This is a genomic window from Nesterenkonia sp. E16_10, assembly GCF_017347085.1.
Taxonomy (GTDB): domain Bacteria; phylum Actinomycetota; class Actinomycetes; order Actinomycetales; family Micrococcaceae; genus Nesterenkonia.
Map to the genome: position 1 here is coordinate 485,244 of NZ_JADPSA010000029.1, position 12,598 is coordinate 497,841.

A 12,598-nucleotide genomic window follows, 5' to 3' on the forward strand; every position below is an offset into this window, starting at 1 on the left:
CAGTGACAGGCTCGCCTCGGCCCTGGTTCAGGCGAAGTCGCCCGGCTCGGCATCGTCGAGGAACCGACGGAATTCCTTGATCTCCTCCTCGGAGATCGGACGCTGTCCCGTGGCTGCGGTGCGCGGTGTGATGCCCACCCGAGTGAGCATCTCACGCTCCATGGTGACCAGGCACTGCACCCGCACCGCCACGGCGATCGCATCCGAGGCCCGGGCATCGAAGCTGCGCCCGCTGCCCAGGGTGATGGTCCCCCGGTAGGTCGATGAGTCCAGCATGCCGATCTCCACCGAGCGCACTCCTGAGCCGAGCCGGGTCATGACCTCGGCGAGCAGATCGTGGGTCATCGGCCGGGGTGGGACCTTCTTCTCCATGGCCATGGCGATGGCATTGGCCTCAGCGGGTCCCACCAAGACGGCCACATGAAGAGTGTCCAGCCCGGGTTCCGCGCCGCGGAGCACCACCACAGGCTGTTTCGATGGGAGCTCGATCCGAACTCCCACGACATCCAGCGGTACAAGCTGGCTCTCCATGGTTCAAGTCTAGGTCAGTTCTTGTCCAACTGCTCCACTGAGGTGTCCATGATTGAGCCGCGCAGATCCTTGAGGCACTGGAGCATCTCCTTGGAGGACTCCGCGACCCGCGCCCGGGCGGCAGTGTCCTTGCGGGCCGCGTGCGGGGCCATGGCGCGTGAGATCAGATCCAGCTCGTTGTCCGCCGAACGGCGGATGTTGACCAGGTGCTTTGGTTCCAGCCCATAGCGCGCGAGGATCCGGACCGCTTTGACGGCCTTGAGATCGTGGTGGCTGTAGTTGCCCTCCGCGTCGGCCGCGATGATCCGGAACTTCTCCAGCGTGTCGAGCATCCCGCGGGTGGCGCCGGAGTGGGCGCGCAGCTCCTTGCGAGACATCGGCCGGATCCGTCCGGTGATCTGGGCGGCCATCTCATCGGTGACCTCACGGGGACCCACCGGGGCCGCCTGCGGCAGAGCCTCCGGGGTCTCCCCGGAGTCGATGGCGTCCATGGTCTGTTTGATGACGTCGAGTGGCATGTACCGGTCACGCTGCAGCGCCAGGATGAAGCGGAGTCGCTCGACGTCGGCCGCGCAGTACTTGCGGTAGCCCGATGCGGTGCGGGCGGGTTCCACCAGATCGCGCTCTTCGAGAAAGCGTAGCTTCGACGCGGTCAGATCGGGGAACTCGTTCTGCAGCTCGCGCAGAACCTCGGAGATGGTGAACACATGCGTGGCGGCGCGCTCGGTGGGGGTCGCGGCCGGTTTCGGCTTCGACGCTGCTGAAGCACTCACTGCATGTCCTCTTTCGAGCTGTGGGGAAGAGACGAAATCACCCTTAGGATAACGTTTCCCTCCGGTCCGCCCTGGCATTGTGGATCACCGGTCAGTCGGATTCCTTGGATCCGGCGTAGAAGGTCAGCCGGAACTTGCCGATCTGCACCTCATCGCCGGGCTTCAAGGCGTACTCATCCACGCGGTCGTGGTTCACATACGTGCCGTTGAGGCTGCCGAGATCCCGAATCTTGAAGCCCAGACCCTGCCGGGTCAGTTCGACGTGACGCCGGGACACGGTGACGTCGTCGAGGAAGATCCCTGCCTCTGGGTGCCTGCCGACGGTGGTCAGATCTTGGTCCAGCAGGAAGCGGGCGCCCTGGTTCGCGCCGCTGTGGGCGATCAACAGCGCCGAGTTCCGCGGCAGCGCCGCGATGGCCTGCCTGTCATCGTCCGAGAGATGAGGCTCCCCTGCGTGCGCCTCCGCCGGCGGCAACGAGATGCTCGTGGTCTCCGCCGCACTTTGGCCATTGTCGCGATTTTGCGTGCTCTCCACGTCGCCTCCTCTCGCCGGGCCGCCTTTTGGTGGCCTTCAGCCTACTTGGTTTTTGTAATCTGCTGCACTGAGCAGGGTGTCTGCCGCTGAGGATTCTGCAAGCTTGATCTCAAACAGCCAGCCCGCCGCATAGGGGGCGGAGTTCACGGCACCGGGATTCTCGTCGAGGTCGGTGTTGACGGACACGATCTCTCCGGCGACCGGGGCGAAGATGTCGGAGACCGACTTGGTGGATTCCACCTCGCCCACCACGTCACCCGCGGCCACCGTCGCACCGACCTCAGGATGCTCCACATAGACGACCTCACCGAGGGCGTCCTGGGCGAAGTCGGTGATGCCCACGCGCACCACGAGTGAATCCTCGGTGGTGCCGACCCACTCGTGCTCGGCACTGTACTTGAACTCTTCGGGGACGGTGCTCATGGTAGCGCTCCAACTCTTCGGCCTGGTGTTGACTGCTCAGCCAGACGAGTGCCCCTCGGGGGCCCGTCTGGCTGAGCGTCAGGTCTGTCTGGCAATAACTTAGCACCCCGGGCTCGCCTGTGGGGGTGACCGTGCAGGTCAGCGGGGCAGGAAACGGCCCCGGTCAGGATTGCTTGGAGACGAACCGCTCGGCATCGCGCTTGCGGTCCTCGCGCGCCTCCCGGGTCAGCTCGGCGCCTGCTTCCGCGTCGCGGGTCAGGTTCTCCCCGGTGGCCGGGTCGAAGAGGTGCATTCGGCGGGTGTCGAGCCAGAGCTCGGCGCTGTCCCCGCTGCGGAAGCGCGAGGTGGCGTCGACCTCGACCACGAGCTGGGTGCGCAGCTCATCGGCGTCCATCTCCTCGGCGAGGTTCCGCAGCGTCTCCTGGACCCGCTCGTCGGTCTCATAGGAGACATAGGCGTACTGCTCGTTGCCCATCCACTCGCTGTGGCTGATCTCCGCCGCGAAGGTCGTGCCCTTGGAGAGCTGAACCTCGCTGAGCTGGGACGCATCCTCAAAGAACTCCGGACGAATGCCCGCCAGCACGATCTCCCGGCCCGCGCCGGCCTTGGCCGCGCGATCCGGGATCTCGATCTTGCCCAGTGGGGTGGAGAAGATGTTGCCCTCCACGGTGCCGGGCAGGAAGTTCATCGAGGGTGAGCCGATGAATCCGGCGACGAAGAGGTTCGCCGGCTGCTCATAGAGCTCACGCGGAGAGGCGATCTGCTGGAGCAGGCCCTTCTTCAGCACTGCCACCCGGTCTCCCAGGGTCATCGCCTCGGTCTGATCGTGGGTGACGTAGACGCTGGTGGTGTTGAGCTCACGCTGGAGCCTGGCGATCTCGGCACGCATCTGACCGCGCAGCTTGGCATCGAGGTTCGAGAGCGGCTCATCGAAGAGGAAGGCATCCGCCTCGCGCACGATGGCCCGGCCCATGGCCACACGCTGCCGCTGACCGCCGGAGAGGTTCGCCGGCTTGCGGTCCAGGTGTTCGGTGAGCTCAAGCATGGCCGCTGCATGCTGGACCTTCTCATCGATCTCTTCCTTGGTGAACTTCCCCTTGGTCAGCCGCATCGGGAACGCGATGTTCTCGTAGACGGTCAGGTGCGGGTAGAGCGCGTAGCTCTGGAACACCATGGCGAGGTTGCGTTCGCGCGGCGCCTTCTCGTTCACGCGCTCCCCGCCGATGAGCAGGTCACCTTCGGTGATGTCTTCCAGGCCCACGATCATGCGCAGCAGCGTGGACTTTCCGCAGCCGGAGGGGCCCACCAGGATGATGAACTCGCCGTCTTCGATGTCGATGGAGATGTCATTGACGGCGGGAAAGCCGTCGTCGTATTTCTTGACGAGATTCTGAAGCGTGATGGATGACATTTCGGTGGAGTCCTTATCTACTCAGCCCTTGACGGCGCCCTGGGTCAGGCCGGAGACGATCTGGCGCTGGAACAGCAGCACCAGAACGACGACGGGGATGGTCACGATGATGGCGGCCGCGGAGATCGCGCCGGTGGGTTCCTCGAACTGCGAGGCGCCGTTGAAGAAGGCCAGTGCGGCCGGAACCGGTCTGGCGGCTTCGGTGGAGGTCAGGGATATCCCGTAGACGAAGTCGTTCCAGGCGATGAAGAAGGCGATGATGGCCGTGGTGAACACGCCCGGCATGGCCAGCGGCACGATGGCCCGGCGGAAGGCCTGCCACTGGGTGGCGCCGTCCACCTGCGCGGCCTGTTCCAGGTCCCAGGGGATCTGCCGGAAGAACGCCGCGAGGGTCCAGATCGAAATCGGCAGGGTCAGAGACAGATACGGGATGATCAGGCCGAGCCAGGTGTCGTAGAGCCCGATGTTGCGCCACAGGTTGAACAGCGGGGTGACCACGGAGATCACCGGGAAGATCGACACCGCCAGCGCGGTGCCCAGGATGATCTTCTTGCCCGGGAAGTTCAGCCTCGCGATGGCGTAGGCGCACAGCGTGGCCAGCACCACGGCAATGAACGTGGCGATCAGCGTGATGCCGATCGAGTTGCGGAATGCGGTGAGGAACAGGCCCTGAGCATCCCCGAAGAGGATCATCTCGTAGTTCTCCCAGGTCGGATTGCCGGGCAGGAACGTGGCACTGCCGAGGTCGGCCTGGGTCTTGAAGCTGGTGGCGAGGATCGCGGCCACCGGGAACAGGGCGTAGATCAGGACGACGACGGTGAGCACCGTCCATCCGAGGCGCTGCTTGCCGGTGAGCTTGCCGGTGGAGGCCATCTCTACTTACCTCCCTTTGCATCGGTCCCGCTGGCGAGATCAACCTTGAAGAACTTGATCGCGATGACGCAGATCAGCAGGACGCAGGCGAAGAGGATGACCGAGACCGCGGAGCCCAGCCCGATCTCCAGACGCCCGATGGAGGTCCGATAGGCCAGCAGCGAGAGCACCTCGGTGTTGGCTGCACCATTGGTCATGATGAAGACGTTGTCGAATATTCGGAAGGCGTCCAGTGCTCGGAAGAGCACCGCGACCATGATGGCGGCCTTCATATTCGGCAGGATCACCCGGGTCATCTGCTGCCGCCAGCTGGCGCCGTCGACCTTTGAGGCCTCGACCAGTTCGTCGGGGACCTGCGCGAGTCCGGCCAGCAGCAGCAGGGCGATGAATGGGGTGGTCTTCCAGATCTCCGAGGCCATGATCACCGTGATCGCGGTCGGGAAGTTGGCGAACCAGTCGAGGTCGCTGTCGATCCCCGGCACCCAGCCGAACCAGCTGTTCACGAAGCCCGAGTTGATGTCGAACATGTAGTACCAGGCGAAGGCCGAGACCACGGTGATGATCCCGTAGGGCACCAGAATCGCGGTGCGCAGCGCGCCACGGATCCGCAACAGCGCCTTGTGCATCACCAAGGCCAGCCCGAAGCCGAGGACCAGCTCCACGGCCACGGTGACCACCGTGACCAACACCGTGACACCTAGTGCAGACCAGAAGACGTCCCAGTCAGAGAGGATCGTCTGATAGTTCTGCAGGAATACGAAGGACCGTTCATCCGGGGCCGTCAGCCGAAAGGAGAACAGCGAGTCGTAGACCGCCTGGGCGATCGGATACGCGGTGACCGCGAGCATGATGAAGAAGGCCGGCCCGGCGATGAGCCAGCCCAATCGCGCCTCAGACTTAGCCCGGTTCGTGCGTTTCTTGCCGTTGCCGTTCCTGCGATCGGCGTTCTTGGCGTTCGCCGACGCGGCGGCTTCGCGCTTCTGCCGCCGCGAGGTTTCAGGTGCGGTTGTCACAGGAGACGCTCCCCTCTGAGCACTTCGACGATGAAGGCATCGGTCTGTGTAGGAGTCTGTTCTGCGTCGACCCCGGCAATGGGTGTGAACTGCTGCTGGATCGCGGTGGAGATCTCGTTGTAGAAGGGGGTCTGTGGTCGCGGCGCAGCATTCTCGAGCGCCTCCCGGATGGCATCGGCCATCGGGAAGTCGTCCTCGAGCGCCGGATCGTCGTAGGCGGCCTCTGATGAGGGCGGGTTGCCGTTGGTGATGAAGTACTCGGTCTGGTTCTCCGGGGTCACGATGCACTCGATGGCCTCGAAGGCGAGCTCCTGGTTCTCGGAGTCCGCGCCCACGGCGAGGTTGATGCCGCCCAGCGGAGGCGCCGAGGCGGTGTCCTCGTCGACCCGGGGGTACTGCGCCCATCCGATGTCCTCGACAAGCTCGGACTCGACTGCGCCCTCCTCGGCGGCGGCGTTGGTGGCTGCCCAGACGAAGGGCCAGTTGACCATGAAGGATCCCTGATCCCGCTGGAACAGCAGCATCGACTGGTTCTCATCCATGGAGGCGACACCGGGACCTGCCAGGCCTTCCGAGCCGATCGTCCCGATGATCTCGGCGGCCCGGGACCCGGGCTCGGTATCCAGGTTGGTCTGCAGATCGGCCGCCGGCGCCTCGGGGTTGGCCAGGATCGACTCGTCCTGGGACTCGACGAGCGCGTTGAGCCAGACGGTCATGGATTCTGCGCGGATGCCCTGGACCCCGAGGAGCTTGTCCTGCTCGAGCGCGGTCTCGATGACCTGGTCCCAGGTGACGGGCTCCTCCATGTCGAGGCCGGCCTCCTCGACCACGGACTCGCGGTACCAGAGCAGCTGGGTGTTGGCCCAGAACGGGACGGTGACCAGTTCGTCGTCCCACATCGCCCCGGCGAGGGCACCCTCGAGGGTGTCTTCGGTGGTGCGTTCTGCGACATCCTCCGGGACCGGGGCCAGGAATCCGGGTTCGGCGAGCTCAGGGATGAACGGCGGGTCCAGCGACATGATGTCCAAGGATGAGTCGTTGGCCGCGAGACGCCGGGCCAGCTGCTCGCGCTGGGAGGGTGCGTCGGCCGGCAGCAGCGACGTCTGAATCGTGTAGGCACCCTCAGCCTCCTCGGTGCACAGCTGCGCGAGGGTGGCCTGTCCGCCGTCATCGGGATTGATATACCAGGTGAGGACGGGAACGTCCTCGGTGTCCGAGCAGCCGCTCAGCAGGATGGCCGCCGCGAGTGCGGTGCCGGCTGCCCGAACCGTCCGTCCCCTGCGCGGGGAGCCTTGGGATTGACCCATGAATCTTCCACCTCTCGTCACCCGGCGCAGTGGCCCGATCACTTGATGTGACCTAGGCCACGACGTGTGATCGAGCCTACACCTCAGCTCCTGTACAGCAAATAGACAGGCTCTGAAAAGGGTGAAAAAGGCAGGTCAGGCGGACTTCTTGCGGAACTTCTTGGCTTCGGACAGGGTGACCAGCTCGGCCTCCGCGCCCTCGCGGACCACCGCCGCGGTGATGGTCACCGAGGCGATGTCATCGCGGGAGGGCAGCTCGAACATCACCGGACCCAGCACGTTCTCCAGGATCGAGCGCAGACCGCGGGCACCGGTGCCACGCAGCTCCGCCTGCTCCACCACCGCGCCGAGTGCCTCGGGGGTGAACTCAAGCTCGATCCCATCGATGGAGAAGATCTTCTGGTACTGCTTCACGAGGGCATTGCGGGGCTTGGTGAGGATGTCGGTCAGCGCCGCGGCGTCGAGCTGTTCCACGGTGGCGATCACCGGGAGCCGGCCGATGAGCTCGGGGATCAGACCGAACTTGTGCAGGTCCTCGGGTTCGACGTCGGCATAGCTGGCCTCGGTCTTGGTGATCGTGGACAGCGGGGCGCCGAAGCCGATGCCCTTGCGGCCCGCCCGGGACTCGATGAGCTCCTCGAGCCCGGCGAAGGCCCCGGCGACGATGAACAAGATGTTGGAGGTGTCGATCTGGATGAACTCCTGCTGGGGGTGCTTGCGCCCGCCCTGCGGAGCCACCGAGGCCACGGTCCCTTCGAGGATCTTCAGCAGAGCCTGCTGAACCCCCTCGCCGGAGACGTCGCGGGTGATCGAGGGGTTCTCCGACTTGCGCGAGATCTTATCGATCTCGTCGATGTAGATGATGCCCTGCTCGGCCTTCTTGACGTCTCCGTCGGCGGCCTGGATCAGCTTCAGCAGAATGTTCTCCACGTCTTCACCGACGTAGCCGGCCTCGGTGAGGCTGGTCGCATCGGCCACGATGAAGGGAACCTGGAGCTTCCGGGCCAGGGACTGCGCAAGGTAGGTCTTGCCGGAGCCGGTCGGTCCCACCATCATGATGTTGGACTTGCCGATCTCGACGTCGTCCAGCGGGCCCTTCTCCAGCGAGGTGGTCTTCTTCGCCGAACCGGTCGCCTGGATGCGCTTGTAGTGGTTGTGCACTGCCACTGAGAGGGTGCGCTTTGCTTTGTCCTGCCCGATCACGTACTCGTCGAGGAAATCGTAGATCTCGCGGGGTTTGGGCAGCTCGAAGTCGTCGGGCTCCTGCACCTCATTGAGGTATTCCTCGATGATCTCGTTGCAGAGTTCGATGCACTCGTCGCAGATGTAGACGCCGGGGCCGGCGATCAGCTTATAGCGGACCTGCTTCTGGCTCTTGCCGCAGAACGAGCACTTGAGCAGATCTGCACTTTCACCGATGCGTGCCATGGACGTTGGATCCCCTTAAGAACTGTGGTGCTTTTCGGGTCTAGCGTACTCCAGGGCCCTGACACGTTCGGGGACGTTCCAAAGGAACGTCCCCGAACGGGTCGAGATCTTCAGCTCAAAGGCCTCAGAGCGGAAGCTTGCGTGAGGCCAGCACCTCGTCCACCAGGCCATAATCCTTGGCTCCGGCGGCGGAGAGGAACTTGTCACGGTCGATGTCCTCAGCGATCTCGTCCGGGGACTTCTTGGTGAGATCTCCCAGCACGTCCTCCATCCAGGTGCGGATGCGGCGCACCTCATCGGCCTGGATCTGCAGGTCCGTTGCGGTGCCGCGGGTGCCGCCGACGGCGGGCTGGTGGATCAGCACGCGTGCATTGGGCAGCGCCAGGCGCTTGCCGGGGGTGCCTGCGGCCAGAAGCACCGCTGCTGCGGAGGCTGCCTGCCCCAGGCAGACGGTCTGGATATGCGGCCGGACGAACTGCATCGTGTCGTAGATGGCGGTCATCGCGGTGAACGAGCCACCCGGGGAGTTGATGTAGAGCGTGATGTCGCGCTCGGAGTCCATCGACTCGAGCACGAGCAGCTGCGCCATGATGTCATCGGCCGAGGCGTCATCGACCTGGCTGCCCAGGAAGACGATGCGATCCTCGAAGAGCTTCGCATACGGGTCCTGGCGCTTGAAGCCATAGGGTGTCCGCTCCTCGAAGGAGGGGAGGATGTAGCGCGAGTCCGGCATGCCGGGGCCGCTGGGCTGGGCCGAGGGGAGGCCGTGTGCCGAAGGATCAAGTGGGTTCATGTCAGATGTGCTCCTGTGGTCCTGGTGCGAATCGTGGGCTGAAGGTGATCTGGTCCCGTCAGGGATCAGACTCCCCCGCCTCCGGAGACGGTGGAAGACCGCTGGGCGATCTTGTCGAAGAAGCCATACTCGAGGCCGTCCTCAGCGGTGAACCACTTGTCACGGGCGTTGTCCCGCAGGATCGTCTCGAGGCTCTGGCCGGTCTGCTCGGCGGTGAGCTCCGCCATGACCTGCTTCATGTGCTGGATCAGCTGTGCCTGGATCCGGACGTCAGACTCGGTGCCTCCGATGCCGCCGGAGGGCTGGTGCATCAGGATGCGCGCATGCGGGGTGGCGAAACGCTTGCCCGGAGTGCCCGAGGAGAGCAGGAACTGTCCCATCGAGGCGGCGAGGCCGGTGGCGACGGTGACGATGTCGTTCGGGATGAACTCCATCGTGTCGTAGATCGCCATGCCCGCGGTGACGGATCCGCCCGGGGAGTTGATGTAGAGGTAGATGTCCTTCTCGGTGTCTTCGGCCGAGAGCAGGAGCAGCTGTGAGCAGATGGCGTTGGCGTTGTCGTCGCGGACCTCTGAACCGAGCCAGATGATCCGTTCTTTGAGCAGACGGTTGTAGATGTAGTCGTCGCGGGACGCGGGATCCACGCTGGACATGCTCGGCAGGCTCTGGGTCATGGACTCATCCTCCACTGGTGGGTAAATCTGGGGTCGGCACTTGCAGTGCCCTCGGCAAGAACATTACTGGTTCCTCTGCTCCAGGTGAGCCCCTGACCCGGGACTGTTCGCTGTTGGCACATGGTTTCTACCGGCAGTGAACGCCTGGACGCACAGAAGGGCCCCACTTCTGGTGTGAAGTGGGGCCCTTCCGATGCTGCAGGCTGGATCAGCCCTGCTTGGTCTCCTCGGAAGCCTCAGACTCGGTGGTCTCAGCTTCGGCGGTCTCAGTGGTCTCAGCTTCAGCAGACTCAGTGGTCTCAGACTCGACGCCCTCAGGCTCAGCCTCGTCCTCGTCGCCGGCGGGGGTGACGAAGTCGGTCAGGTCCACGAGGTTGCCCTCGGTGTCCTTGACGACGGCGAGCTCGAGCACCTTGGCCAGGGCCTTGCGGCGGCGGACCTCGCCCATGATCATGGGGACCTGTCCGGCCTGGTCGAGCATCTGCGCGAACTGGTTCGGCTCCATGCCGTACTGCGAGGCGGTGGAGACGATGTATTCGATGACTTCGCTCTGCTCGACGCCGATCTCTTCCTTCTGCGCGATCTCGTCGAGGACGAGCTCGTTGCGGAAGGCTTCTGCGGTCTGCTTGGAGAGCTCCTCGCGGTGCTCCTCGGTGTCGTGATCGTCGCCGACCTCGTGGCCCTGCGATGAGAAGTGCTGCTCGACCTGCTCGGCGACCACGGACTCGGGCACGGGGACCTCGATGAGCTCCATGAGCTTCTCGAGCACCTTGTCGCGTGCTTCCACGCCCTGTTCCACGACGAGGTTCTCCTCGGCCTTGGACGTCAGGTCGGCGCGAAGCTCCTCGATGGTGTCGAACTCCGAGGCGAGCTGAGCGAACTCGTCGTCGGCCTCGGGCAGCTCGCGCTCCTTGACAGCCTGCAGGGTGACCTTGACCGAGGCGGTCTCACCGGAGTGATCGCCGCCGGCCAGGGTGGTCTCGAAGGTGGCGTCCTCGCCGGCGGAAAGGCCTTCGAGGGCCTCGTCGATGCCCTCGAGCATGGTGCCTGCGCCGACCTGGTAGGAGAGGCCCGACGCGGTGTCGACCTCTTCCTCCCCGACGGTGGCGATCAGGTCGATGGTCACGAAGTCGTCGTTGGCGGCGGGGCGCTCGACGTCCTTGAGCGTGCCGAAGCGGGCGCGGAGCTCATCCAGCTGCTCCTGGACCGCTGCTTCGTCTGCCGAGCGGGACTCGACCTCGATCTCGAGGCCGGAGTACTCCGGCAGCTCGATGACGGGCTTGATGTCCAGCTCGCCGGTGAACTTGAGCACGCCTTCGTTGGTCTTGACGTCGGGGATCTCTTCGATCTCCACCTCGGGACGGGACAGCGGGGCGAGCTCGGCCTCGGCCAGGCCCTGCTGGTAGAAGTCGTTGAGACCATCGTTGATGGCCTGCTGCATCACGTACTCGCGTCCGACGCGCTGATCGATGATCGGAGCCGGCACCTTGCCCTTGCGGAAGCCGGGGACCTGGACCTGCTCGGCGATGCTCTTGTATGCCGCCTTGATCTTTGGCGCCAGCTCCTCGGAAGTCACCTCAACGGTGAGCTTGACGCGGGTCGGGTTCAGATTCTCTACGGTGCTCTTGACCACGTGTGGGGCTCCTGATCGATGACTGGTGAATCGTCTGCTGTCGGGGTGACAGGATTTGAACCTGCGGCCTCACGCTCCCAAAGCGCGCGCTCTACCAAGCTGAGCTACACCCCGATTGACTGTCCGCCCTGCCGTGCGGCCGCGCCGTGATGGATCGGCGGGCCTCCGTGAGGACTTCAGGCGGACCGGTCCACAGTACCGTGTCCTCCCCCAAGGCGACGAATCCTGCGCCATGCGCCCAGGTGAGCCCTCAGATCAGGCAGTCCGGCGTGACACCGGCGATCTGGCCCGGTGAGAGCACGGTCACCCATTCTCAATTGGCGCACCCGCAGACCTGGTGCTAGAGTTTTATGTCGTTGCCCTGCTGAGATGCAGAGCAGCAACAGGCAGTACGGCGCTTGTCACTAAGGGCCTCTAGCTCAATTGGTAGAGCATCAGACTCTTAATCTGCAGGTTTCGGGTTCAAGTCCCGAGGGGCCCACTTTTGAAGGGCAGGCGCTGTGGCCAGAATCAGGCCGCCGGATCACGAGTTCATCGTGAACCGGCGGCCTTTTTCGTCCCTTCGCCCGGTCTCACCTGGGCCCACCGCCGCGGGCTCATGCGGTGACAGGCTTGTGGCGTGGCCAAACGCCGCTCAGGCGGCGTTCATCCGCTCGACCACGTCCATGAAGTAGTCGATGAATTCATAGAAGTCCGCCACATCCCGGCCCTGGTGCAGCACGGTCTCGGGGAACTGGTCGAAGCGCACCTGCGCATGGAGATCCAGCTTCATCCGTCGCCCGGTCGAGAGGGTCACCTCGACCACGTTGTCCTGTGACGCCATCCCGGCGAGGTTCGTGAGGTTGACCAGGGTGGGAATCGCTGCCGCGGCAGGGCCTGGTTCTTCCCCTCTCCGCAGGGTCTCGACCCGGCTCAGCGCGTCATCGAGATCCACCGGGCAGAGCACGATCTCGACGGGTTCTCGGCGGTATCCCACCAGCAGCAACGACCCGCCCCAGGCGCGGGCAGCGCCGGTGTTGGCCGGGGCCCCCAGCCGGTCCACCGTGCAGAGGATGTTGTAGGACCCGAAGTTCATCACCGAGGCGTCGAAGCTTGCACGCAGGGCATCGACCAGGAGCTGCTCCGGCTGGCTGCGCTCGGTGTGGATGACCATGGGTGCCTCGACTCTCTCGGGGGCTGGGTCGATCTATTCTACGGATAGGCT

Annotated in this window: 13 protein-coding genes and 2 tRNA genes; 1 reads left to right on the forward strand and 14 read right to left on the reverse strand. The window is 64.6% G+C overall.

Features of this window, described 5'->3' with window-relative positions:
- Window positions 1–27 precede the first annotated feature (27 nt).
- The 13 genes from I2487_RS10800 to I2487_RS10860 all read right to left on the reverse strand — a co-directional run bounded on the left by I2487_RS10800 (window position 28) and on the right by I2487_RS10860 (window position 11,508).
- On the reverse strand, window positions 28–531 hold the full coding sequence (locus I2487_RS10800; RefSeq protein ID WP_207171459.1) for a bifunctional nuclease family protein: 504 nt from the start codon (window positions 529–531) through the stop codon (window positions 28–30).
- A 14-nt stretch (window positions 532–545) separates the two neighbouring features.
- Window positions 546–1,304 (reverse strand): transcriptional regulator FtsR, encoded by a 759-nt coding sequence (ftsR, locus tag I2487_RS10805; RefSeq protein WP_345941404.1) that lies wholly within the window; start codon window positions 1,302–1,304, stop codon window positions 546–548.
- Between the two features lie 91 nt (window positions 1,305–1,395).
- Window positions 1,396–1,839: an FHA domain-containing protein gene (locus I2487_RS10810; RefSeq protein ID WP_207171455.1), complete on the reverse strand. Its 444-nt coding sequence runs from the start codon at window positions 1,837–1,839 to the stop codon at window positions 1,396–1,398.
- Between the two features lie 36 nt (window positions 1,840–1,875).
- Entirely contained in the window at window positions 1,876–2,262 is a 387-nt protein-coding gene (gene gcvH, locus I2487_RS10815) for a glycine cleavage system protein GcvH (protein ID WP_207171453.1), read from the reverse strand.
- 163 nt (window positions 2,263–2,425) lie between these two features.
- Window positions 2,426–3,673 (reverse strand): ABC transporter ATP-binding protein, encoded by a 1,248-nt coding sequence (locus I2487_RS10820; RefSeq protein ID WP_207171451.1) that lies wholly within the window; start codon window positions 3,671–3,673, stop codon window positions 2,426–2,428.
- Between the two features lie 21 nt (window positions 3,674–3,694).
- Window positions 3,695–4,546: a carbohydrate ABC transporter permease gene (locus I2487_RS10825; RefSeq protein WP_207171449.1), complete on the reverse strand. Its 852-nt coding sequence runs from the start codon at window positions 4,544–4,546 to the stop codon at window positions 3,695–3,697.
- Window positions 4,547–4,548: 2 nt separating this feature from the next.
- Window positions 4,549–5,559, reverse strand: coding sequence for an ABC transporter permease subunit (locus tag I2487_RS10830; protein WP_207171447.1), 1,011 nt, complete (start codon window positions 5,557–5,559; stop codon window positions 4,549–4,551).
- Window positions 5,556–6,866: an extracellular solute-binding protein gene (locus tag I2487_RS10835; protein WP_207171445.1), complete on the reverse strand. Its 1,311-nt coding sequence runs from the start codon at window positions 6,864–6,866 to the stop codon at window positions 5,556–5,558. The genes I2487_RS10830 and I2487_RS10835 overlap by 4 nt, the downstream gene beginning before the upstream one ends.
- Before the next feature lie 135 nt (window positions 6,867–7,001).
- Window positions 7,002–8,294: an ATP-dependent Clp protease ATP-binding subunit ClpX gene (clpX, locus tag I2487_RS10840; protein ID WP_207171443.1), complete on the reverse strand. Its 1,293-nt coding sequence runs from the start codon at window positions 8,292–8,294 to the stop codon at window positions 7,002–7,004.
- A 124-nt stretch (window positions 8,295–8,418) separates the two neighbouring features.
- Complete coding sequence (locus I2487_RS10845; protein WP_207171442.1) at window positions 8,419–9,087, reverse strand: ATP-dependent Clp protease proteolytic subunit; 669 nt, start codon at window positions 9,085–9,087, stop codon at window positions 8,419–8,421.
- A gap of 65 nt (window positions 9,088–9,152) precedes the next feature.
- Window positions 9,153–9,761, reverse strand: a complete 609-nt coding sequence (locus tag I2487_RS10850; protein ID WP_058889456.1) for an ATP-dependent Clp protease proteolytic subunit — start codon at window positions 9,759–9,761, stop codon at window positions 9,153–9,155.
- 208 nt (window positions 9,762–9,969) lie between these two features.
- Complete coding sequence (tig, locus tag I2487_RS10855) at window positions 9,970–11,394, reverse strand: trigger factor (protein ID WP_207171440.1); 1,425 nt, start codon at window positions 11,392–11,394, stop codon at window positions 9,970–9,972.
- A 40-nt stretch (window positions 11,395–11,434) separates the two neighbouring features.
- Window positions 11,435–11,508: transfer RNA gene (locus tag I2487_RS10860), tRNA-Pro, on the reverse strand.
- A 294-nt stretch (window positions 11,509–11,802) separates the two neighbouring features.
- On the opposite strand from I2487_RS10860, the gene I2487_RS10865 reads away from it, so the two are divergent.
- Window positions 11,803–11,875: transfer RNA gene (locus I2487_RS10865), tRNA-Lys, on the forward strand.
- Window positions 11,876–12,028: 153 nt separating this feature from the next.
- Here the strand turns inward: I2487_RS10865 and I2487_RS10870 are convergent.
- The gene (locus I2487_RS10870) at window positions 12,029–12,547 is read right to left on the reverse strand and encodes a hypothetical protein (protein WP_207171438.1); all 519 of its coding nucleotides are present in this window, start codon (window positions 12,545–12,547) and stop codon (window positions 12,029–12,031) included.
- Between the last annotated feature and the right edge of the window lie 51 nt (window positions 12,548–12,598).